20 protein-coding genes are annotated in these 22,691 nt (G+C 61.8%); 6 read left to right on the top strand and 14 right to left on the bottom strand.

Annotated features, from left to right (window positions below):
* Window positions 1-80: 80 nt before the first annotated feature.
* The 7 genes from hflX to P7C00_RS03320 all read right to left on the bottom strand — a co-directional run bounded on the left by hflX (window position 81) and on the right by P7C00_RS03320 (window position 7,375).
* Window positions 81-1,382 carry a ribosome rescue GTPase HflX gene (hflX, locus tag P7C00_RS03350; RefSeq protein WP_346634560.1) on the bottom strand — a complete coding sequence of 434 codons (1,302 nt, stop codon included), beginning with the start codon at window positions 1,380-1,382 and terminating at the stop codon, window positions 81-83.
* Between the two features lie 12 nt (window positions 1,383-1,394).
* Window positions 1,395-1,655, bottom strand: coding sequence for an RNA chaperone Hfq (gene hfq, locus P7C00_RS03345; RefSeq protein WP_007921378.1), 261 nt, complete (start codon window positions 1,653-1,655; stop codon window positions 1,395-1,397).
* 92 nt (window positions 1,656-1,747) lie between these two features.
* Window positions 1,748-2,719, bottom strand: coding sequence for a tRNA (adenosine(37)-N6)-dimethylallyltransferase MiaA (gene miaA, locus P7C00_RS03340; RefSeq protein WP_404938130.1), 972 nt, complete (start codon window positions 2,717-2,719; stop codon window positions 1,748-1,750).
* Window positions 2,719-4,629 carry a DNA mismatch repair endonuclease MutL gene (gene mutL / locus P7C00_RS03335; protein WP_346634558.1) on the bottom strand — a complete coding sequence of 637 codons (1,911 nt, stop codon included), beginning with the start codon at window positions 4,627-4,629 and terminating at the stop codon, window positions 2,719-2,721. The genes miaA and mutL overlap by 1 nt, the downstream gene beginning before the upstream one ends.
* Window positions 4,626-6,053, bottom strand: coding sequence for an N-acetylmuramoyl-L-alanine amidase (locus P7C00_RS03330; protein WP_346634557.1), 1,428 nt, complete (start codon window positions 6,051-6,053; stop codon window positions 4,626-4,628). The genes mutL and P7C00_RS03330 overlap by 4 nt, the downstream gene beginning before the upstream one ends.
* 3 nt (window positions 6,054-6,056) lie before the next feature.
* Window positions 6,057-6,527, bottom strand: coding sequence for a tRNA (adenosine(37)-N6)-threonylcarbamoyltransferase complex ATPase subunit type 1 TsaE (gene tsaE, locus P7C00_RS03325; RefSeq protein WP_346634556.1), 471 nt, complete (start codon window positions 6,525-6,527; stop codon window positions 6,057-6,059).
* On the bottom strand, window positions 6,515-7,375 hold the full coding sequence (locus tag P7C00_RS03320) for an NAD(P)H-hydrate dehydratase (protein ID WP_404938129.1): 861 nt from the start codon (window positions 7,373-7,375) through the stop codon (window positions 6,515-6,517). Before P7C00_RS03320 ends, tsaE begins: the two co-directional genes overlap by 13 nt.
* Before the next feature lie 63 nt (window positions 7,376-7,438).
* On the opposite strand from P7C00_RS03320, the gene queG reads away from it, so the two are divergent.
* Window positions 7,439-8,518: a tRNA epoxyqueuosine(34) reductase QueG gene (gene queG / locus P7C00_RS03315; RefSeq protein WP_346634554.1), complete on the top strand. Its 1,080-nt coding sequence runs from the start codon at window positions 7,439-7,441 to the stop codon at window positions 8,516-8,518.
* On the opposite strand, the gene P7C00_RS03310 is transcribed toward queG, so the two are convergent.
* Complete coding sequence (locus tag P7C00_RS03310) at window positions 8,500-9,114, bottom strand: trimeric intracellular cation channel family protein (protein ID WP_177330307.1); 615 nt, start codon at window positions 9,112-9,114, stop codon at window positions 8,500-8,502. The two genes, queG and P7C00_RS03310, sit on opposite strands and share 19 nt — an antisense overlap.
* 116 nt (window positions 9,115-9,230) lie before the next feature.
* A complete protein-coding gene (orn, locus tag P7C00_RS03305) occupies window positions 9,231-9,773 on the bottom strand; it encodes an oligoribonuclease (RefSeq protein WP_011058931.1) in 543 nt (180 codons plus the stop codon).
* Between the two features lie 109 nt (window positions 9,774-9,882).
* Here orn and rsgA point away from each other — a divergent pair, with 109 nt between their 5' ends.
* On the top strand, window positions 9,883-10,914 hold the full coding sequence (gene rsgA, locus P7C00_RS03300; protein ID WP_404938128.1) for a small ribosomal subunit biogenesis GTPase RsgA: 1,032 nt from the start codon (window positions 9,883-9,885) through the stop codon (window positions 10,912-10,914).
* A gap of 52 nt (window positions 10,915-10,966) precedes the next feature.
* Here the strand turns inward: rsgA and motB are convergent, their stop codons facing one another.
* Window positions 10,967-12,073, bottom strand: coding sequence for a flagellar motor protein MotB (gene motB / locus P7C00_RS03295; RefSeq protein ID WP_346634552.1), 1,107 nt, complete (start codon window positions 12,071-12,073; stop codon window positions 10,967-10,969).
* Between the two features lie 3 nt (window positions 12,074-12,076).
* Window positions 12,077-12,928, bottom strand: a complete 852-nt coding sequence (motA, locus tag P7C00_RS03290; protein WP_011058928.1) for a flagellar motor stator protein MotA — start codon at window positions 12,926-12,928, stop codon at window positions 12,077-12,079.
* Window positions 12,929-13,094: 166 nt separating this feature from the next.
* Here motA and P7C00_RS03285 point away from each other — a divergent pair, with 166 nt between their 5' ends.
* Genes P7C00_RS03285 through asd form a run of 3 tightly spaced genes read left to right on the top strand, consistent with a single transcriptional unit; the run spans window position 13,095 to window position 16,371 of the window.
* Window positions 13,095-14,633 carry an HDOD domain-containing protein gene (locus P7C00_RS03285; RefSeq protein ID WP_346634551.1) on the top strand — a complete coding sequence of 513 codons (1,539 nt, stop codon included), beginning with the start codon at window positions 13,095-13,097 and terminating at the stop codon, window positions 14,631-14,633.
* A gap of 43 nt (window positions 14,634-14,676) precedes the next feature.
* Complete coding sequence (gene rhdA / locus P7C00_RS03280) at window positions 14,677-15,492, top strand: thiosulfate sulfurtransferase (RefSeq protein WP_404938127.1); 816 nt, start codon at window positions 14,677-14,679, stop codon at window positions 15,490-15,492.
* A gap of 18 nt (window positions 15,493-15,510) precedes the next feature.
* Window positions 15,511-16,371 carry an archaetidylserine decarboxylase gene (asd, locus tag P7C00_RS03275; protein ID WP_402889899.1) on the top strand — a complete coding sequence of 287 codons (861 nt, stop codon included), beginning with the start codon at window positions 15,511-15,513 and terminating at the stop codon, window positions 16,369-16,371.
* A gap of 73 nt (window positions 16,372-16,444) precedes the next feature.
* Here the strand turns inward: asd and serB are convergent, their stop codons facing one another.
* The gene (serB, locus tag P7C00_RS03270; RefSeq protein ID WP_346634548.1) at window positions 16,445-17,659 is read right to left on the bottom strand and encodes a phosphoserine phosphatase SerB; all 1,215 of its coding nucleotides are present in this window, start codon (window positions 17,657-17,659) and stop codon (window positions 16,445-16,447) included.
* Window positions 17,660-17,792: 133 nt separating this feature from the next.
* On the opposite strand from serB, the gene P7C00_RS03265 reads away from it, so the two are divergent.
* Window positions 17,793-19,319 carry an AhpA/YtjB family protein gene (locus P7C00_RS03265; RefSeq protein ID WP_346634547.1) on the top strand — a complete coding sequence of 509 codons (1,527 nt, stop codon included), beginning with the start codon at window positions 17,793-17,795 and terminating at the stop codon, window positions 19,317-19,319.
* Window positions 19,320-19,537: 218 nt separating this feature from the next.
* On the opposite strand, the gene P7C00_RS03260 is transcribed toward P7C00_RS03265, so the two are convergent.
* Both P7C00_RS03260 and parC read right to left on the bottom strand, forming a co-directional pair.
* Window positions 19,538-20,248: a membrane integrity-associated transporter subunit PqiC gene (locus tag P7C00_RS03260; protein WP_123723382.1), complete on the bottom strand. Its 711-nt coding sequence runs from the start codon at window positions 20,246-20,248 to the stop codon at window positions 19,538-19,540.
* Between the two features lie 178 nt (window positions 20,249-20,426).
* Entirely contained in the window at window positions 20,427-22,685 is a 2,259-nt protein-coding gene (gene parC, locus P7C00_RS03255) for a DNA topoisomerase IV subunit A (RefSeq protein ID WP_346634546.1), read from the bottom strand.
* Window positions 22,686-22,691 lie beyond the last annotated feature (6 nt).

The raw sequence follows: 22,691 nt of genomic DNA, 5'->3' as shown, positions 1-22,691 counted from the left end.
TAAAGCAAAGACGCACCCACGGCGCGCCGACCAATGCTACAGAATGCCTGCTACAGCGGCACAACCGCATGCCCAGGCTTTTATTGCAAAGTGTGTTGCTCGATGAATTCCGACGGCTGCAGACCTTCGCGACTGACCAGCCGGTTCAACTCGGCCCGCGGCAGGCGAACGGCCAGCAAACTGACCCCTTCGTCGTCGTGATCTTCTTTCTGCACAGCGTTCAACTGGAAAAACTGTGCTCGCAGTCGAGCAAAACGCTGAGGCAAGCGCAAGGTGCCCACGAACAAATCTTCGCCCAGCAGCTCCGCAATGGCCTGTTTGAGCAGATCCAGTCCCTGGCCATCACGGGCCGACAACCAGACCCGCTGCGGCTTGCCATCGGGATCGCGCTGAATCTGTGGCTCCACACCCTCGAGCAAATCGAGTTTGTTATAGACCTCCAGGATCGGCAAGTCTTGAGCCCCGATCTCCCCCAGCACGACCATCACCTGCTCGATCTGGGCCATGCGTTCGGGCTCATGAGCATCGATCACATGAAGCAGCAGGTCAGAGTTGCTGGACTCTTCGAGGGTAGCCCGAAAGGCCTCCACCAGTTTGTGCGGCAGGTGGCGAATGAAACCTACGGTATCAGCCAGCACAATCGGCCCCAGATCATCCAGCTCCAAACGGCGCAAGGTCGGATCGAGGGTGGCGAACAACTGGTCGGCGGCGAAAACATCGGATTGGGTGACCGCGTTGAACAACGTGGACTTGCCGGCGTTGGTGTAACCCACCAGCGAAACCGAAGGGATGTCGGCACGCTTGCGGCCTCGACGAGCCTGCTCGCGCTGGCTGCGAACCTTTTCCAGCCGCGCCTTGATCTGCCGCAGACGCACTCGCAGCAGGCGCCGGTCGGTTTCCAACTGAGTTTCACCCGGGCCACGCAGACCAATACCGCCTTTCTGCCGTTCAAGGTGAGTCCAGCCACGAACCAATCGCGTGCTCATGTGCTCAAGCTGTGCCAGTTCAACCTGGAGCTTGCCCTCATGAGTGCGCGCGCGCTGAGCGAAGATATCGAGAATCAGACCCGTGCGATCAATCACGCGACACTCGAATACACGTTCGAGGTTACGTTCCTGACTGGGCGTGAGGATGTGATTGAAAATCACCAGGTCTACCTGTTCGGCTTTGACCAGATCGCGCAATTCCTCGACCTTGCCGCTGCCAACCAGGTATTTGGCGGTTGGCCGATGACGCGGCACGCTAACAAACGCGACGGTCTCGGCGCCGGCCGATAATGCCAGCTCCTGAAACTCCTGCGGATCTTCGCGCGCCTCAGGGTCCTGACCATCCAAGTGAACGAGAATGGCCCGTTCACCACCACCGTGGCGCTCAAAGAACAAAGGAGACTCCTATCAGGCGTTACCTGGCTCAGCGTCACCCTGTTCGGATTCGGATGCGCTAGGCAGACGAATTGGGCGAACCGGAACCACTGTCGAGATAGCGTGCTTGTAAACCATTTGGCTGACGGTGTTTTTCAGCAGGATAACGAACTGGTCGAAGGACTCGATCGTGCCTTGCAGTTTGATCCCGTTAACCAGATAGATGGAAACCCCAACTTTCTCTTTACGCAATGTATTCAAGTAAGGGTCTTGTAGCGAATGCCCTTTTGACATGTGCCGCACTCCTTTAAGGATCAATAATAAAAATCGGAAAACAGATAGCTAAAACCGTCACACCCCCAAGGATAGACGGCAATTGCAAGGACTCAGCTCAATATGGAGATCGTCCCTAAGTATTTCAAGGCGCGTGGCAGATTGTCGCAATCCAGACTGTCCAACCATTGCAGGTCAGCCCAACTGCGTAACCAGGTGAACTGCCGTTTCGCCAATTGGCGCGTGGCAATGATGCCCCGCTCCTGCATTTCGGCTGACGTCAGCTTGCCATCCAGATGATCCCAGACTTGGCGATAACCCACTGCACGTATAGACGGCAACCCGGCATGCAGGTCACTTCTTGAGCGCAGAGCTACGACCTCGTCAATGAATCCCTGTTCCAACATTTGTGTGAATCTTTGTGCAATACGCTGGTGCAGTACCTGACGATTCGCCGGAGCGATGGCCAGATTGGCGACAGTATAGGGCAATTGACCGCGTCCCGATGCGCCTGCTTCAGCACTTTGCGCCAATTGACGCTGACGATGAGCGGTCATTGTCAGGCCACTGACCCGATAGACTTCCAGCGCTCTCGTCAGGCGTTGAGGATCATTGGGATGAATCCTCGCCGCAGACTCGGGGTCCACAGCCGCCAACTGGTCATGCAGCGCCTGCCAACCAAGGCGTTGCGCCTCGTCTTCGAGTTCGGCGCGGACCTGCGGGTCTGCTGGCGGCATATCCGCCAGGCCTTCAAGCAGCGCCTTGTAATACAGCATGGTGCCGCCCACCAGCAGCGGAATCTTGCCCCGGGCGGTGATATCGGCCATAGCCGCCAGGGCATCGGTACGAAAATCTGCCGCCGAGTAGCTTTCGACGGGGTCGAGAATATCGACCAGGCGATGGGGAAACTGCGCCAGCAGCTCCTTGGAGGGCTTGGCAGTACCGATATCCATGCCGCGATACACCAGCGCCGAATCGACACTGATCAGCTCGCAAGGCAGCACCTTGGTCAGCTCGATGGCCAGGTCGGTCTTGCCCGCAGCGGTCGGGCCCATCAGGAAAATCGCAGGAGGAAGCTGAGTCATCAACGGCCGCGCAAAAAGAGTTTGTCCAGATCATCCAGACCCAATTGGGTCCAGGTCGGTCGACCGTGGTTGCACTGGCCGCTGCGTTCGGTGTTTTCCATATCCCGCAACAGGCCGTTCATTTCCGCCAGGGCCAGGCGCCGGTTGGCGCGAATGGCACCGTGGCAGGCCATGGTACCGAGCAGCTCATTAAGATGAGCCTGAATTCGGTCGCTGGTGCCGTACTCCATCAAATCAGCGAGCACATCGTGCACCAGGCGATTGGCTTCGGCCTGCTTCAACAGCGCCGGAATCTGTCGGATCGCCAGGGACTCGGGCCCCAGGCGCTGCAACTCGAAGCCCAGACGCTGGAACCAGGCAACATGCTCTTCCGCGCAATCGGCTTCACGCTGGCTGACAGCAATGGATTCCGGCACCAATAACGGCTGGCCACTCAAGCCTTCGCTGGCCATGGCCACCTTCAGGCGCTCGTACATGATTCGCTCATGAGCGGCGTGCATATCCACCAGCACCAGGCCCAGAGCGTTTTCCGCGAGGATATAGATACCCTTGAGCTGTGCCAGGGCATAGCCCAGCGGCGGAATATCCTCCTGCCCTTCCGGCAGCGCTGTCGCCGCAGCCCCCGGCAAAGGTGCGAAGAACTCGCGATAGACTCCCTGGGACTCCGCCGCCGGCAGCACCGGCTGGGGCCGTGGCGTGTACTGATATTGATAGCCACTGCCAACACCGGAACCCGGCGCACTGAAGCTCGGCTGGGCCTGCGGCTGTTCCAGCGCCAGGTTCGCAGCCAGGCGCATTTCACCCTGAGGTCCGAACTCACCGGCTTCGATACCGCTGGGCCGCACAATACCTGCGACCGCCGCCGGCGCTGCCAACTGGTCCTCGGGGCGCACATCGCCCAAGGCCCTGTGCAAGGTGCCATAAAGGAAGTCATGGACCATGCGCCCGTCACGGAAACGCACTTCATGCTTGGTCGGGTGCACGTTGACGTCGACCACCGAGGGGTCGACTTCAAAGAACAGCACAAAAGTCGGATGCCGGCCGTTGAACAGTACATCGCGATAAGCCTGACGCACCGCGTGGGCCACCAGTTTGTCCCGTACCGCACGACCGTTGACGTAGAAATACTGCAAATCCGCCTGACTGCGGGAGAAGGTCGGCAAGCCCACCCAGCCCCACAGATGCAGGCCGTTGCGTTCGACCTCAATGGGCAGCGCCTGCTCCAAAAAGCCCGAGCCACAGACCGCCGCCACGCGCCGGGCGCGAGCTGCGTCGTCCTTGGCTTCATGCAGACTAAGGATGCTCTTGCCGTTGTGGCGCAAGTGGAAAGCCACATCGAAACGCGCCAGAGCCAAACGCTTGATCACTTCCTGCAGGTGATCGAACTCGGTTTTCTCCGCCTTGAGAAACTTGCGTCGGGCCGGAGTATTGAAGAACAGGTCACGTACTTCCACCGAGGTGCCTACCGGGTGGGCCGCAGGCTGCACTCGCGGCGCCATGTCACGGCCTTCGGTTTCTACCTGCCAGGCCTGATCGGCATCACGGGTACGTGAAGTCAGAGTCAAGCGCGCCACGGAACTGATGGAGGCCAGGGCTTCCCCACGAAACCCCAGGCTCATCACCCGCTCCAGGTCTTCCAGGTCGCGGATCTTGCTGGTGGCGTGCCGCGCCAGCGCCAGGGGCAGATCGTCGGAGGAAATGCCACTGCCATCATCACGGACCCGCAGCAACTTGACTCCAGCCTGCTCGACATCCACATCAATGCGCTTGGCGCCGGAGTCCAGGCTGTTTTCCAACAGCTCCTTGATCACCGAAGCCGGGCGCTCAACCACCTCGCCCGCGGCGATCTGGTTGGCCAGGCGCGGGCTGAGCAGCTCGATGCGCGCGCTGCTGATTACCGAGTCACTCATTCCTTGGCCGCCAATTCAGTACCGGGGATGGTCAGGACCTGCCCCACTTTCAATTCATCACTTTTCAGATTGTTGGCACTGCGCAGGGTGGCCGCCGATACCTGGTAGCGCACCGCGATCATCGCCAGGGTTTCCCCCGGGTTGACCCGGTGATCACGAGGGCCCTGGGCAATCTTCCCGGAGTCCCGCAGCCAGGCGATATAAGTGCCCGGTGGCGGGTTCTGCTGGAAGAACTGCCGCACGCCGCTGCTGATGGAGCGAGCCAAGGCCTGCTGGTGGCTGGCGGTGGCCAGCTTCGAAGCTTCATTAGAGTTGGAGATAAAGCCGGTTTCCACCAGGATCGATGGAATGTCCGGGGACTTGAGCACCATGAACCCGGCCTGTTCCACACGCTGTTTGTGCAGCGGGGTGACTCGGCCGATGTTGTTCAGGACTTTCTGCCCGACATTGAGGCTGGAGGTCAGGGATGCGGTCATCGACAGATCCAGCAGCACCCCGGCCAGCATCCGGTCCTTGTCATCCAGGCTGACGTTGCCCGCACCACCGATCAGGTCGGAGCGGTTTTCACTGTCCGCCAGCCAGCGAGCAGTTTCCGATGTCGCGCCGCGCTCGGACAAGGCGAATACCGAGGCGCCAAAGGCCGCAGCAGAAGGTGCGGCATCGGCGTGGATCGAAACGAACAGGTCAGCCCCCTTCTTCCGAGCGATCTCGGTGCGACCGCGCAACGGAATGAAGTAGTCGCCAGTACGAGTCAGCTCGGCGCGGAACCCTTTGAGGCCATTGACCTGGCGCTGCAGTTCGCGGGCAATGGCCAGCACCACGTCCTTCTCATGCTGGCCACGCGAACCGGAGGCACCCGGGTCTTCACCGCCGTGACCGGCATCGATCACCACAATAATGTCGCGCTTGCCCGCCGGGGCCGGCGGCAGCTTGATCGCCGGCTCCGCAGGCGTGACTGGCACGGCTGGAACGGTAGCCACAGCAGGGGGCGGAGCAACAGGCGGCGCGGCATCAGCCGGGTTGTCGAACAGATCGACTACCAGGCGATTGCCGTACTGGGCGTTGGGCGCCAGGGTGAAACTCTTGGGGGTGACGGCCTTTTTCAGGTCGATGACCACCCGCAGGTCACTGGGGGTACGCTGCGCCGAGCGCATGGCAGTAATCGGCGTATTGGCCGTGGCAACATTCAGCGGACCGCCGAGAGTCGCGCCATTGATATCGATCACCAGACGATCCGGGGCCGTCAGGGTAAAGACGCTGTGCTGAACCGGGCCGGACAGATCGAATACCAGTCGCGTGTTATCCGGTGCCCGCCACAGGCGGACGCTGCGAACCTGTGTAGCGGCCACAGCATCGACGGCCAATGCCGTAAGCAACAGTCCTACGACAGCAACCAACGCGCGAATGCGCATACCTAACCCCATCAATTATTTGAATTCCAACGCCAAAGCGGCACACCAGGACTCGCCTCGCGAGCCTTGAGACAACAGATGCACAGAACGCCCATTGTTATGCGGGGTAATGGTAATGGTCAGGTCGGGCTTTGGCAAAAAGCCTGCACCACGCTGGGGCCACTCCAACAGACACAATGCATCGCCTTCGAAGTAGTCGCGAATCCCCAGGAATTCCAGCTCTTCCGGGTCCACAAGACGGTACAGGTCGAAGTGAAAAGCCCGCACCGGGCCTATCTCGTAGGGCTCCACCAGGGTAAAGGTCGGACTTTTTACCGCCCCTTTATGCCCTAGCCCCCGGATGATCCCACGGGACAAGGTGGTTTTACCCGCCCCCAGATCGCCTTCAAGAAAGATCACCCCCACGCCCTGAGTGACCTGAGCAATGCGTGCACCAAATTCCACCATGGCCTGCTCATCGGCCAGATAAAGGGTTAACTCAGACACGGTGATTGCTCCTCCAACAACTGACGAATGGCTGGAATCAGATCACTGGCCGCCAGCCCTCGGCCCAATTTGCCTTGCTGCTCGCCAGCGCGGGCGTGTACCCAGACCGCCAGGCAAGCTGCATCGAATGTCGAAAGTCCCTGCGCCATCAACGCACCGATCAACCCCGCGAGCACATCCCCCAACCCCGCCGTGGCCATCGCCGGATGCCCACCTTCACAACGGGCCACTTGCCCGTCGGGACTGGCGATCAGGCTACCGGCGCCCTTGAGCACGGCAACCGCCGAGTATTTTGCGCTCAAGGCTCGGGCCGCCGCCGGACGATCACCCTGGATCTCGGCGATGGAAACCCCCAGAAGACGGGCCGCCTCCCCAGGATGAGGGGTGATCACGCTGGCCGCCGGCAGTTGTAGGCCGCCCAGAGCCAGGAGGTTCAAGGCATCGGCATCCCATACCTGTGGCAAAGGTGCGTTGGCCGCTGCCGACAACAGGCTGCGCCCCCAGGCGCCCTGCCCCAGCCCGGGACCGACCACCAACACCGTGGCCCGCGCCAACAACCCCATCAGTTGGTTGGCCGAATGGGTGCCCTGGGTCATGACTTCCGGCAGCCGTGCGGCGGCGGCCGCCACGTGTTCACTGCGAGTCGCCAGGGACACCAGTCCCGCACCACTGCGCAAGGCACTTTCCGCGCTCAGTAACGCGGCGCCGGCAAAGCCGCAGTCGCCACCGATCAGCAATAAATGACCGAACTGGCCCTTATGAGCGTCCAGAGGACGAGCCTGTAGTCGCGGCAAATGGGCGCCAGTCAGCAACTGAACGTCGGGTAAAGGGTGTTTTGTCTGCGGCATGCGTCTTCGGGCTCCGATGTCTGGCAGAATTATACGCACCTCAGCTCCGGTTTCTCTCGCCTCATGCCCGCTATTACCCAGGATCTCCCCGCTCTCGCCCAATCGATCAAGGACTGGGGCCGCGAACTGGGCTTTCAGCAAGTCGGCATCAGCGGCCTGGACCTGGCCGAGCATGAGCAGCACCTGGAACGCTGGCTCGCCGCCGGCTACCACGGCGAAATGGAATACATGGGCGCCCATGGCAGCAAACGCTCCCATCCTGATCAGTTGGTGCCCGGCACGCTGCGGGTGGTATCGCTGCGCATGGACTACCTGCCCGGCGACACCCAGATGGCCCAGCGCCTGGCCGAGCCGTCCAAGGCGTATGTCTCGCGCTACGCCCTGGGCCGCGACTATCACAAGTTGATCCGCAAGCGTGTGCAGCAACTGGCTGAACGCATCCAGCAAGCCATTGGCCCCTTTGGCTACCGCGCATTCGTCGACAGCGCGCCGGTGCTTGAAAAAGCCATCGCTGAGCAGGCCGGGCTCGGCTGGATCGGCAAGAACACCTTGGTACTCAACCGCAAGGCCGGCAGCTACTTCTTCCTCAGCGAGCTGTTCGTCGACCTGCCTCTGCCAGTGGACGAGCCCCACGCCACCGAACACTGCGGGCGCTGCACCGCCTGCCTGGACATCTGCCCGACCAACGCCTTCGTCGGCCCCTATGTACTGGATGCCCGGCGCTGTATTTCCTACCTGACCATCGAACTGAAAAGCGCCATTCCCGAAGACCTGCGCCCCCTGATCGGCAATCGGGTATTCGGCTGCGATGACTGCCAGATCGTCTGCCCCTGGAACCGCTTCGCCCGCCCCTCGGGAGAAGGCGACTTCAAACCCCGGCACAACCTGGACAATGCCGAACTGGCAGAACTGTTCATGTGGGACGAGGACAAATTCCTCAGCAGCACCGAAGGCTCGCCCCTGCGCCGCGCCGGTTATGAGCGCTGGCTTCGCAACCTAGCGGTAGGCCTGGGCAACGCCCCTTCCAGCATTCCGGTACTTGAAGCCCTGAAGGCGCGCCAGGACTACCCCTCTGAACTGGTCCGTGAGCACGTGCAGTGGGCCCTGAGCCAGCACGCCAAGCGTCAATGTTCGTCGTTGTAGACGAACTTGGGCATTTCCCAATGAAAGCGGATGGCCAACAGCCGTAACAGAAAGCCGCCGAACAGGGTGACCAGGATCGACTGCTCGCTGGGCAACTGCAGATAAATGCATAGCATGTAGCACCAGGCCGCTGCGAAGGACACGCTGGCGTACAGCTCACGGCGGAAGATCAAGGGAATGTCGTTGCAGAAGATATCCCGAAGGATGCCGCCAAAGACCCCAGTGATCACCCCACTGACCGCCGCCACCAGCATGCCGTGCCCCATTTCCAGGGCTGTCATGCAACCGATCAGGGTAAAAGCCACCAGGCCCACGGCGTCGAGCACCAGAAACAGCGAACGCAGATGGCGCATCAGCGGCGCGATAAAGATTGTCACCAGGGCCGCCACCGAGGTCAGCACCAGGTATTCCGGGTGCTTGACCCACGTCAGCGGGTAATGGCCCAGCAGCACATCACGCACCGAACCACCGCCAAGGGCAGTGACACAGGCGATCAGCACCACGCCGAACCAGTCCATGCCGCGACGGCCGGCAGACAAGGCGCCGGTCATGGCTTCGGCGGTAATGGCGATCAGATAAAGCATCAACAGCATGATGGCGGTCCTTACAGGAAGGCGCGCAGTCTACTCAGTTGAAGCGAGCACCAAAAGAGGGCGGGTACGGGCGCCGCCAACAGCGCGCGCCCGTTCGCCGGCAAGCCGGCTCCTGCAGGTCAGAATTTGATGAAGTGCTTGCGGTAATGCTGCAGCTCGGCGATGGATTCGCGGATGTCGTCCAGAGCCAGGTGAGTGCTGCCTTTCTTGAAGCTGTCGCGCACGTCCGGGGCCCAGCGGGCGGCCAGTTCCTTGAGGGTCGAGACGTCCAGGTTGCGGTAGTGGAAGTAACTTTCCAGGGCCTTCATGTGGCGATAGAGGAAGCGTCGGTCCTGGCAGATGCTGTTGCCACAGATGGGCGACTTGCCCTTGGGTACCCACTGCTCCAGAAAGGCAATGGTCTGGGCTTCGGCTTCGGCCATGCTGATGCGGCTTTCGCGAACCCGCTGAGTCAGGCCGGAACCACCGTGCTGGCGAGTGTTCCACTCGTCCATGCCGGCAAGAATCTCGTCGCTCTGGTGGATTGCGATGACCGGTCCTTCAGCCAAGGTGTTCAGATTGCTGTCAGTGACAATGGTCGCCATCTCGATGATGACGTCGGTGTCGGGGTTCAGACCGGTCATTTCCAGATCGATCCAAATCAGGTTCTGCGGGTTTTGCATGGGGAGGGCTCCTCGGCGTAGTTGCGCAGTTTAGCCTAGAGGGCCTGTCCGGCGTGCTAAACTCGCCGCCGTTTTACCTATCCGCCGTAACTATCGACACGGAACACCAATGGCCAAACGCCAGCTCAATCGCCGCCAAAACTGGCGCATCGAAAAGATTCAAGGTGAGCGCGCTGCCCGCGCCGCCAAACGCGAGTCCTCCGCCGTAGAGGCGCTAGAGGGGGGCGACTTGGGCCCGGAACAGACCGGACTGGTCATTGCTCACTTCGGCGTACAGGTCGAGGTCGAGGCCCGGGAAGGCGAGCTGGCCGGCCAAGTGTTCCGCTGCTACCTGCGAGCCAACCTGCCGGCCCTGGTGACCGGTGATCAGGTGGTCTGGCGCGCCGGCAATCAAGGCATCGGGGTAATCGTCGCGCAATTGCCGCGCAGCACCGAGCTGTGCCGACCGGACAGCCGTGGCCAGCTCAAGCCGGTGGCCGCCAACGTCGACATGATCGTGATCGTGTTTGCCCCCGTGCCCGAGCCCCATGCCAATCTTATCGACCGCTACCTGGTTGCCGCCGAGCACGCCGGGATCCGGCCGTTGCTGCTGCTGAACAAGGCCGACCTGATCGACGAGCAGAACGCCCCAGCGCTCAACGCGTTGCTGGCGGTCTATCGCCAGCTGGGCTATCCGCTGCTGGAAGTCTCGGCCCACCACGGCGACGGCATGGAGCAACTGCAAGGCTTGCTGGACGGGCGCATCAGCGTATTCGTGGGGCAATCGGGGGTGGGCAAGTCATCTTTGGTGAATAGCCTGCTGCCGGAAGTCGAAACCCGGGTCGGCCCGCTGTCGGAATACTCCGGACAGGGCACCCACACCACCACAACTGCGCGACTGTTCCACTTCCCGGGCGGCGGTGAACTGATCGACTCCCCCGGTATCCGGGAATTCGGCCTGGGGCATGTCAGCCGCGCCGATGTCGAAGCCGGCTTCATTGAGTTCAACGACTTGCTGGGCACCTGCCGTTTCCGCGACTGCAAGCACGATCGCGAGCCGGGCTGTGCACTGCTCAAGGCTCTGGAAGACGGGCGCATCCAGCAGCAACGGATGAACAGCTACCGTTCGATCCTCGCCAGCCTGCCAGACAGCAGCTACTGAACCCACCGCCGTAGAAACAACAAGGCCGCGATCTTCGCGGCCTTGTTGTTTGTCACCTGACAGTTCCCGGTGCGGCCGCTGGGGTCGCAGGCTGGGACGCCGGCGCAACCGGCTTGGGAGCCGGCGCCTGGCCGGCCGATCCCTGCTCATCCATCTTCAATACACCATCCTCGAAGATGTTCATGCGCTGGCGCACTTCATGGGCCGGCAATGGCTCGCTGCCCGGCGGCAAGGCATTCGGATCCGCCGCCGCACCCGGCACTTCACCTGGCGCCCCACTCCCCTGATTGGGCACTGGAGCGTTGGGATCCGTCTGCTCGCCTTCAATGGCGCGCTGGGCCTTCTTGGTCAGCACCACAATGTCGATCCGCCGGTTGACCGGGTTGAACGGATTCTTGCGGTCGAACAGCGCCGAGGAGGCAAAACCCACCACCCGCGCCACTTGCGGATCGGGATAACCGCCAGCCACCAGAGCCCGACGCGCAGCGTTGGCACGGTTGGCGGACAGTTCCCAGTTGCCGAACTCACCGCTGCCGGCATAAGGCGTGGCATCGGTATGGCCGCTGATGCTGATCTTGTTCGGCACCGCCTTGATGGTGTCGGCCATGGCCAGCAGGATGTCTTCGAAATACGGCTTCAGACGGGCGCTGCCAGAGTCGAACATCGGCCGGTTCTCGGCATCCATGATCTGGATCCGCAAGCCGTCCGGAGTGATTTCGAAGAGGATCTGATCCTTGAACTTCTGCAGCTGGGGATTCTCTTCAACCTTGTTCTGCAACTCTTGCAGCAGCAGTTCGAGACGCTCGCGCTCAACCTGCTCGGCCATGCCCTCCACCTGATCGGCATCCACCGTGACCTTGTCCGGCTGCGGCTGGGACTTGATCTCGGGGTTGAGGGTGTTGTCCGGCGCCAGCTCAGGAGAGCCGCCCAGGTCGATGATGTAGGGCGTGCCGCTTTCCGAGAAGCCGATCGGGTCCTTGAAGTAACCGGCGATGGCGATCTTCTGTTCCGGGGTCGCGGTGGACAAGAGCCACAGCACCAGGAAGAACGCCATCATCGCCGTGGCGAAGTCGGCGAAGGCGATTTTCCAGGCGCCCCCGTGATGTCCGCCAGCGAAGCGCTTGACGCGCTTGATGATAATCGGCTGATTATTTTCCATGACTTAGCGACCGCGAACCGCTTGTTCCAGCTCGGCGAAGCTAGGACGGTGCGCCGGGTACAGAACCTTGCGCCCAAACTCCACCGCCAGGGACGGCGGCATGCCGGAAGCCGAAGCTACCAGGGACGCCTTGATGGCTTCGTAGACGTTCAGTTCTTCCTTGGCATCGTGGGCCAGGGAATGGGCCAGCGGGCCGAAGAAACCATAGGCCGCGAGAATACCGAAGAAGGTACCTACCAGCGCCGCACCTACGTGCAGGCCGATGGACTTCTGGTCGCCGTCGCCCAGGGAGGCCATGGTCACCACGATCCCCAGTACCGCCGCAACGATACCGAAGCCCGGCATGCCGTCGGCAATCCCGTTGACCGCATGAGAAGGATGCTCAAGGTCTTCCTTGAGGCTGAACAGCTCCATGTCGAACAGGCCTTCCAGCTCGTGGGGAGCCATGTTGCCGGAGGACATGATGCGCAGGTAGTCACAGACAAAAGCGGTCATGCGTTCGTCTTTGAGCACTGCCGGATACTTGGCGAAAATCGGGCTGGCGGCAGCGTCCTCGATGTCCCCTTCGATGGCCATCATGCCTTCGCGACGACTTTTGTTGAGTATCTCGTAGATCAGACCCAGCACTTCCAGATAGAAGGTGTGGGTGAAGCGCGAGCTGAACATGCCCAGGGATTTCTTGACGACGTGCATCGTCATGTAGCCCGGGTTGGCCTGGAGGAATGCGCCAAAGGCAGCACCGCCAATGATCAGAACCTCGAAGGGCTGGATCAGTGCCGCGATTTTGCCGTGTGAAAGCACGTATCCGCCGAGCACGCTCGCGAATACGACGATGATGCCGATAATTTTAGCCATAGGTAGGAGAGTACTTATTGAGTCGGGTTCAAGGTCATATTCGGAAGTTCTTAAAACTCTTCTTCTACTTATCGGCAAAACTGCGCCAGACTATAGCCAGTTAAGGCGAAAAGCCAGTTTGGCCCGCTCTGGGCGTGTTCACAGCAGACGATGATTGCGCCCGACCATGTCTAATGAAACCAACGTCCCACATTCCCCGCCCGCCTCTCTCGACGCCTGGGTAAAGCTCCTCAATGGCGTGCGCTTGCCCGTGCCGCAAGCCAGTCATGATCGAGTGTGCAAAGCCATCGCCAACAATCGCAGTTCGCTACGCGACATTGCCGAACTGATGCAAAACAGCCCGGCGCTGGCCTTGAGTGTGATCCGCGAAGCCAATCGACACTCCCACGGCAGCATGAGCGAACCGGCAGAAAACCTGGAGGTCGCGGTCAACCGCCTGGGACTCAAGCGCACCGAAGAACTGCTCGAGCAACTGCCCACCCTGCCAGAGCAACAGATCCCCCAGGCACTGCGTCAGTTGCAACTGATCAGCCAGCACGCCACCCAGCAAGCCAACGGTTTTTTCGCCGGGCGCCTGGCACGACTGTGGCAGGACATTCACTGGGGCAGCCTGCTGTTTCTCTCGCCACTGTGGGCCATGGCCCTGGTCTACCCCAAGCTCGTGGAAGAATGGGAACTGCGGGTCATCTATAAGCACGAGTCGGCTCGCCAGGTAGAAATGCAACTGTTCGGTGTTCGGCTGATGGAGTTGTGCCAGGCCCTGGTCCATGCCTGGCACTTGCCGATCTGGGTGCAGCAGGGTTATCGCCTGCTGACCCAGGAGCAGCATCAACTGGCCAAGGTCATGCTGATCGCCCGCGACAGCGAACATCCGCTGCGCCAGCAACAACGCCTGGATGCGGACCCGGACCTGCAGCGCTGGCTGAACCAGCCGGCCAACTGCGTCCTGCTGGCCAACGGCCTGGCCCTGGCGGCGCAGCATTCCTGGAACAACGCTCATGGCCGACGCTGGCAAAACCTCACCGGCCTGTACCTGCAAATGCCGGTCGCACAGGTCCAGCAACAGCTGCACCAGCAGGCGGCAACCAGTGCCCGCAATGACAGCCAGCCCGATCTCTGGCACCCGGCCCAGGCCCTGATCTGGCCCTGGGATGTGCGGCGCCTGCACAACGGCGAACAGCCGGCACCGGCTCCGACAGCCGAGGAGCTGGCCAAATGGCGCAAGCTCTGCGGCGAACTTCTACTGGAGCCCAGCCCATTCACCAATGCCGTGCACCTCACCGGCTTTGCCCGAGATGCCCTGGTGGCCTGCGGCATGCATCGAGTGCTGCTACTGATGGTCGACCGCAGCCAGAGCCACCTGCGGGTGCAGCAACTGTATGGTCTGCCCCAGGAAACAGCAGGGCTGACACTGCAGGCCAAGCAGAGCACGGTGCTGCAACGCCTGCTGGAAAAGTCTGCCCAGGTGCGTCTGACGCCGGTCAACAATGGGCAGTTTTCCGCCCACCTGCCAACTTCCTTGCGCCAGTTGTTTCGGGGCGAACACCTGCTAATACGCTCCCTGTCGTGCAACGGCCGGGTACTGATGCTGGCCGTGGCCGATCAGGGTGGTGTTCCCTTCTCGGAAATCAGCGTCCAGGCGTTCGGCAAGACCGCTCAGTGCATCGAAAAAGCCTTGCATAGCTTTACCAACCGCAGCCAATGACGCTTGCGCTACAATCCTTCCCTTTGTGCCCTGGGGACCTGACATGTCTGACCTCTCTGGCTTGCCGCTGGTCATCGAACCGAGCGACTTGCTCGCCCGCCTTGACGCCCGCGAACTGATCCTGGTCGACCTGACCAGCGCTGCCCGCTATGCAACCGGGCATATTCCCGGGGCGCGCTTCGTCGATCCCAAACGCACTCAACTCGGCCAGGCTCCCGCCCCTGGACTGCTGCCGCCGCAGACCGCTCTCGAAGCACTGTTCGGCGAACTCGGACACAACCCTGACGCGGTCTACGTGGTCTATGACGACGAAGGCGGTGGCTGGGCCGGCCGCTTCATCTGGCTGCTGGACGTGATCGGCCACACTGGCTACCACTACCTGGACGGCGGCCTGCCGGCCTGGCTGGCAGAAAGCCTGCCGGTGACCACCGAAGTACCGGCCGCGGCAGGCCGCCCAGTGCCGCTGACCCTGCATGACGAACCCACCGCCACCCGCGAATACCTGCAAAGCCGCCTCGGTGCAGCCGACCTTGCAATCTGGGACGCCCGCGGACCGTTGGAATACTCCGGGGAGAAAGTCCTGGCCGCCAAGGGCGGACACATTCCCGGCGCGGTGAACTTCGAGTGGACCGCCGGCATGGACCAGGCGCGTCATCTGCGCATTCGCCGCGACATGCCGCAGATCCTCGCGGATCTAGGCATCAGCAAAGACAAAGAAGTGATCACCCACTGCCAGACCCACCACCGCTCGGGCTTCACCTATCTGGTGGCCAAGGCGCTGGGCTACCCGCGGGTCAAGGGCTACGCCGGTTCCTGGGGCGAATGGGGCAATCATCCCGATACGCCCGTAGAGATTTAAGGTTTTTAAGGACACCCAATGAAAAAGCGTTTGTTCATCCTCAGCCAGTACCTGCTGCCTCATCACCTGCTGTCGCGCCTGGCCGGCTGCATTGCCGAGTGCCGCGTGCGCTGGTTCAAGAATGCGTTCACCAGCTGGTTCGCCAAGCAGTACCAAGTGAACATGTCCGAAGCCCAAGTGGAGGACGTAACGGCCTACGAACATTTCAATGCCTTCTTCACTCGCGCCCTGAAAGAGGGCGCACGACCGCTGGACCCGACCCCTGGGGCAATCCTCAGCCCCGCCGACGGAGCCATCAGCCAACTGGGTCCGATCGAGCACGGCCGGGTATTCCAGGCCAAGGGCCACAGCTACAGCGTACTGGAACTGCTGGGTGGCGATCCGGCCCTGGCCGCGCCTTTCATGGGCGGCGACTTCGCCACCGTCTACCTGTCGCCCAAGGATTACCACCGGGTGCACATGCCCCTGGCCGGCACCCTACGGGAAATGGTCTACGTGCCTGGACGGATCTTCTCGGTCAACCAGACCACCGCCGAGAACGTCCCGGAACTGTTCGCCCGCAACGAGCGCGTGGTGTGCATTTTCGACACCGAGCGCGGCCCGATGGCGCTGGTACTGGTCGGCGCAATGATTGTCGCTTCGATCGAAACCGTCTGGGCCGGCCTGGTAACGCCGCCCAAGCGCGAGCTCAAGACCGTTCGCTACGACGAAGCGGCCCGTGCCCCGATCCATCTGGAAAAAGGCGCAGAGATGGGTCGCTTCAAACTGGGCTCCACGGCAATCGTGCTGTTTGGCCCGGATCAGGTGCAGTGGGCTGAAGAACTGGCCGCCGGTTCGCCAGTGCGTATGGGCCAGGGTCTGGGTCTACCCAAGGCTTGAGGCCTGAATGCCGGACACAAAAAACGCCGCTGATCAGCGGCGTTTTTTATCGGCGGGGATTTTTCCCGGCGACTCAGAGCTGCCCGTCGCGATCGCGGAAACCCAGCAGATAAAGCACGCCATCCAGGCCCAGGGTCGAGATCGCCTGCTTGGCCGATTGCTTGACCAGCGGCTTGGCACGGAAGGCCACGCCCAAGCCGGCAATTCCCAGCATCGGCAAGTCGTTGGCGCCGTCACCCACAGCGATGGTCTGCTCCAGACGCAGGCCTTCCTTGTGGGCCAGCTCGCGCAGCAGATCGGCTTTGCGCTGAGCGTCGACAATCGGCTCGATGGCGACGCCGGTAACCTTACCGTCCACCACCTCGAGTTCGTTGGCGAACACGTAGTCGATACCCAGCTTGGCTTGCAACTGCTTGGCGAAATAGGTGAAGCCACCAGAGAGAATCGCGGTCTTGTAACCCAGGCGCTTAAGCTCGGCGAACAGGGTTTCAGCACCCTCGGTCAGGCGCAGGGAAGCGCCGATGGAGTCCAGCACGCTGACGTCCAGGCCCTTGAGCAAGGCCAGGCGCTCCTTGAAGCTGGCACGGAAATCCAGCTCGCCGGCCATGGCCCGCTCGGTGATTTCTGCCACCCGCTCACCCACCCCAGCCGCCTTGGCCAGTTCGTCGATGACTTCGGCCTCGATCAGGGTCGAGTCCATATCGAACACCGCCAAGCGCCGGTTGCGGCGAAACAGCGAATCTTCCTGGAAGGCGATATCGACGTTCAGCTCCTGGGCCACACTAAGGAACTCGGCGCGCAGGGCTTGCGGATCGGCGGCCTCGCCACGCACCGAGAACTCGATGCAACCCTTGCCCTGATCCGCTGGCATATCCAAGGGCATGCGCCCGGACAGCCGATCGATATGGTCGATGTTCAAGCCGTACTTGGCGGTGATCGAGCTCACCCGCTGCAACTGCTCGGCGGTGACCTTGCGCGTCAGCAGGGTGACGATATGGCGCTGCTTGCCTTGCCCGGCGACCCACTGCTGGTAATCGTCCTCGGACACCGGTGTGAAACGCACCTGCTGGTCGAGCTTGTAGGCGGTGAACAGAATGTCCTTGAGCACCGACGAACTCTGCTCGTTGCTGGGAATTTCAACCAGGATGCCGAACGACAAGGTGTCGTGAATCACCGCCTGACCGATGTCGAGAATGTTCACACCACCCTGGGCCAGAACACCCGTAATGGCCGCAGTCAGACCGGGACGATCTTCGCCGGTGATGTTTATCAGGACAATTTCGCGCAAGGCGCACCCCCGAGGTGGAAAAAAAGCGCATTCTACCCACTTTCGGTGACCATCGGGCACAGCCAGCGCTTTGCCGGTCTAGGGCCTGTCGCTATACTGCGCGTCAACTTCACGGACAAAAGAGCCGAGCTCAGTGAACCGGCCCACGCCAGTTAAAACCGATAACTTCTTCCTGCTGATCTTCCGTGCACTGCGCCACCGCCGTGTGCCGATTGCATTGCGCATTGCCAGCCATAACGTGATCCTGGTCGCCCTGGCCCTGGTGATCTATGCCGGCGTGATGGGCCTGCAGTTCAAGCAAGCCATGCACGAACAAGCCGACGCCCTGGGTCAGAGCCTGACCACCCAGACCGCTACCTCGGCCACCGAGCTGCTGGTGTCCAATGACATCCTCAGCCTCAATGTCCTGCTCAACAACCTGACCAAAAACCCGCTGGTGGCCCATGCGGCGATCTACAGCGTCGACAACCGTATCCTCGCCGAAGCCGGTCAGCGGCCCAAGAGCAGCCTGCTGGGTGAAACCGAAGGTGTGTACCAGACCAAGATCACCTTCCAGGATGTGACCGCCGGCAACCTGCGGATCAGCCTGGACATGGCGCAGTTCCAGCAGCCGATGACCATCAGCCTGCAGAGCATGGGCATTCTCGGCGCCATCCTGCTGGCTCTGGCTCTGGCCCTGAGCCTGCGCCTGGGGCGCCACATCTCCACCCCGCTGCTGCAACTGCGGGTCTGGCTGCGGGATCTGGATGAACACACCCCAGCGACCCAGCGCCAGGACGAGATCGGCGATCTGGCGCGTCAGCTGCACGCTCGCCTGGTACCGGAAAAGCCCGAGCCAGAGCCGCAGCCAGAACTCGAAGAGCAGGATGACGAGGAACACGAAGCCGCGTTCGAAGTACGCAACCTGCGTGACCCAAGCTTTGACGAAAGCGCCCCGGTCGCCGGCCTGAAGCCTGCGCCACGGCATCTGGTCAGCGCCGAGGAAGACGAACTGGACGAAGAAGATCCGTTCGCCGACCTGCGTGATCACTCGTCGACTCCCGCCCCCAAACCTGCGCTGCAGCCCCAGGTCCCGAGCCAGCCTCAGCACAGCGCAGTACTCGCCGTGCAGCTGGGAGCCCAGGAACAGCTGCGCCGCCTGCCCCGCGCACGCCTGATGGAACTGCTGGAGCGCTATCGCGATTGCCTCGACCAGGCGGCCTCGCTGTACCAGAGCGAACTGCACACCCTGAACGACGGCAGCACGCTGATGTTGTTCCATAGCGAAGACAGCGGCGACGATTACCTCACCAACGCCATCTGCTGCGGCGAGTTGTTGCGCGCCCTGGGCCATGCCCTGCAGATCGAAGTGGCGGACAGCGGCATCACCTTGCAACTGCAATTGGGCCTGACGCTGGGCGAGGAGCTGTTCGGCCTCAGCCAGATCGACCTGCTGCTGACCGAGACCGCCCAGGATGCCCTGGCACTGTCCCAGCACAGCCGCAACCTGCTGCTGGTGGAGCGCAAGATCAATGACGACGCGCTGATTCGTCAGCGAGCACGTATTCGCCCAATCGCCAGCCCGGAAGGGGCTTGCTGCGTGGAGCGATTGATGGAGCCTTATCCGTCGATGCTGGAACGGCAACTGGCGCGCATGCATGAGACACGGGCCAAGCTGTAAGGCCGAAACCGTGCAAGAAAAAGCCCGCTCAGTGCGGGCTTTTTTGTGCCCGACTGGCGGGCGGCGTTCTGCCCTTCGCTGGCAAGCCAGCGCCTACAACAGCCCCGCAAACTCCGTAGGAGCTGGCTTGCCAGCGAACACTATCGGCTACACATCCACCCCACGGCAGAAACAACAAGGCCCGCCAATGGGCGGGCCTTGTCTTGCAGCCATTGACCTCAGAACCTGAACACTTCCATATCCGTACGGATCGGCGTGGCCATCGGAATCTTCGGCTGTTTCTCGTGCTCGACAGGCTTGGGCGCTGGCGCCGGTGTTGCCTTGCGTGGCACTTCCGCTACGGCCGGCTGATTGGCCAGGGGCTTGAGAGCGCCCGACAGTTGCTCGGCCAGACGCTGCAACAGCACGCCCTGAGCCTGGACCTGGGAAGCCGTGGTCCCTGCGTGCTGCTCCTGCAGGTGAACAATACGGTTGTCCCGCACCTGACCACGACGATCGATCAGGCGCCACTGCGCATCCAGCACCGCGGGTTGCGACTTACCGGAGTCCAGCCGGGTGATCGACAGCAACACCTGCACATCCGGAGTGAAGCCGCTGGTCGCCGGAGCCAGTACCACGCGCTGGCTGTCCAGATGACCGGCCACCTGGCGCAGCAGCAACTGGTCGATGTCCGAAGACAGGCTGCCGGCCCAACGACCATCGGTGGAGGCTTGCAGGCTGCCATCGTCCTGGCGTTGCAGGAGTGTTTCACGTTGCAGGTAGTCGGCGATCAACACCGGCCCCAACAATACCGACATGCCGGCACTGGCCGGCTGGGCTGGACTTCCGCTGTCCAGCTGATACAGCGACACCGGCTGGTGAACGCTGCAACCCGCCAGGCCAAGAACGCCCGCGAGCAAGAAAACAAGAGGAAGGCGCAGAGCAGTCATCATCCCATCCAAGTGGCGGCCACAAGGCTGGCCACAGTGTAAATACTCAAAAAAATTGAATAACGCCCGGCCACGCCGGCGTTTGAAAGCGCATATCATCCGTGAATATGCGCCGTGACTCCAGTGTTCTAGCGTCGATCTGGCGCTTAAATCCCAGATCGAACGCTCTAGCCCGCCCTTAACTGAGAGGCTCTACCAACAACGCATCGACCCGCTGGAAACCGCGAGGCAGTTTGTTGCCGCGACGTCCGCGCTCGCCCTTGTAGTGTTCAAGGTCATCGGCCTTCAACGACAAGGTGCGCTTGCCCGCCTGCAACACCAGGGTCGCGCCATCCGGCAGTACCGCGATGTCGGTGACGTACTCTTCGCGGCTGGCCACGCGCTCACCGGGAATGCCGATGATCTTGTTGCCCTTGCCTTTGCCCAACTGCGGCAGATCGCTGATCTTGAACACCAGCAGACGACCCTCAGTGGTCACCGAGGCCAGCCAGTTCTGCTCGCGGTCGGCCACCGGCCGTGGCGCCAGGACCTTGGCGTTGTTCGGCAGGCTCAGCAGCGCCTTGCCCGCCTTGTTCTTGGCCTGCAGATCTTCGCCCTTGACCACGAAGCCATAGCCCGCGTCGGAAGCGATCACATACAAGGCATCGTCATCGGGCAGCAGTACACACTCGAACGTCGCCCCCGGCGGCGGCGTCAGACGACCGGTCAACGGCTCGCCCTGACCACGGGCCGATGGCAACGTATGGGCCGCCACCGAGTAACTGCGGCCGGTGGAGTCGATGAACACCGCAAACTGGTTGGAACGCCCCGCAGCAGCGGTCTTGTAGCCGTCACCTGCCTTGTAGGACAAACCAGTGGCGTCAATATCATGCCCCTTGGCACAGCGAACCCAGCCTTTTTCCGACAGAACGATGGTCACCGGCTCGGTTGGCATCAGCTCGTTTTCCGACAGTGCCTTGGCTTCCGCGCGGGCGACGATCGGGGAGCGACGGTCGTCGCCGTAGGTTTCTGCGTCTTGCAACAACTCGGTACGCACCAGCTTCTTCAGCTTTGTCTCGCTGTTGAGCAGGGCTTGCAGCTTGGCCTGCTCCTTGAGCAATTCATCCTGCTCGGCCCGCAGCTTCATCTCTTCCAGACGCGCCAACTGCCGCAGGCGGGTGTCGAGGATATAGTCGGCCTGGATTTCGCTGAGGGCGAAACGCTCGATCAGCTTGGCCCGCGGATGCTCCTCGGTACGGATGATGTGGATCACTTCATCCAGGTTGAGGTAAGCGATCAGCAAACCATCCAACAGGTGCAGGCGACGCTCGACCTTGTCCAGGCGGAACTGCAGACGCCGGCGCACGGTGGCAACTCGGAACTCCAGCCATTCCACCAGCAACGCCCGCAGGTTCTTCAACTGCGGTTTGCCGTCCAGACCGATGATGTTGATGTTGACCCGGTAGGTCGACTCCAACTCGGTGGTGGCAAACAAATGCTGCATCAGCTCCTCGGGATCGACCCGGTTGGAGCGCGGGATGATCACGATGCGGCAAGGGTTCTCATGGTCCGACTCGTCACGCAGGTCAGCCACCATCGGCAGCTTCTTGGCCTGCATCTGTGCGGCAATCTGCTCCAGCACCTTGGCCCCGGAGACCTGGTGCGGCAACGCGGTGACGATGATGTCGCCATCTTCGACGCGATACACGGCGCGCATGCGCACCGAGCCACGGCCGGTTTCATAGATTTTCAGCAGGTCGGCGCGCGGGGTGATGATTTCCGCTTCGGTGGGGTAGTCCGGACCCTGGATGTGTTCGCAGAGCTGTTCCACCGTGGCCTTGGGCTCGTCCAGCAGACGCACACAGGCCGAAGCCACTTCCCGCAGGTTATGGGGCGGTACGTCGGTGGCCATGCCCACGGCAATACCAGTGGTGCCATTGAGCAGGATATTCGGCAAACGGGCCGGCAACACCAGGGGTTCCTGGAGCGTGCCGTCGAAGTTCGGCCCCCAATCCGCGGTGCCCTGGCCCAGTTCGCTGAGCAGCACTTCGGAATAGCGCGACAGACGCGCCTCGGTATAACGCATGGCCGCGAAGGACTTGGGATCGTCCGGCGCACCCCAGTTGCCCTGGCCGTCCACCAGTGTGTAGCGATAGCTGAACGGCTGCGCCATCAGCACCATGGCTTCGTAGCAGGCGGAGTCCCCGTGGGGGTGGAACTTGCCGAGCACATCACCCACGGTACGCGCGGATTTCTTGTGCTTGGAATCGGCATCCAGCCCCAGCTCACTCATGGCGTAGACGATACGCCGCTGTACCGGTTTCAGGCCGTCGCCGATATGCGGCAAAGCACGGTCCATGATCACGTACATGGAGTAGTTGAGGTAGGCACTTTCGGTGAAGTCAGCCAGTGACCGGCGTTCTACGCCATCCAGGCTGAGATCAAGGGAGTCGCTCATGCGGGC

Source organism: Pseudomonas sp. JDS08PS003 (assembly GCF_045013505.1).
Taxonomy (GTDB): domain Bacteria; phylum Pseudomonadota; class Gammaproteobacteria; order Pseudomonadales; family Pseudomonadaceae; genus Aquipseudomonas; species Aquipseudomonas protegens_B.
Note: the sequence above shows the minus strand (reverse complement) of the source record. Positions and strands in the feature narration are given on the sequence as shown.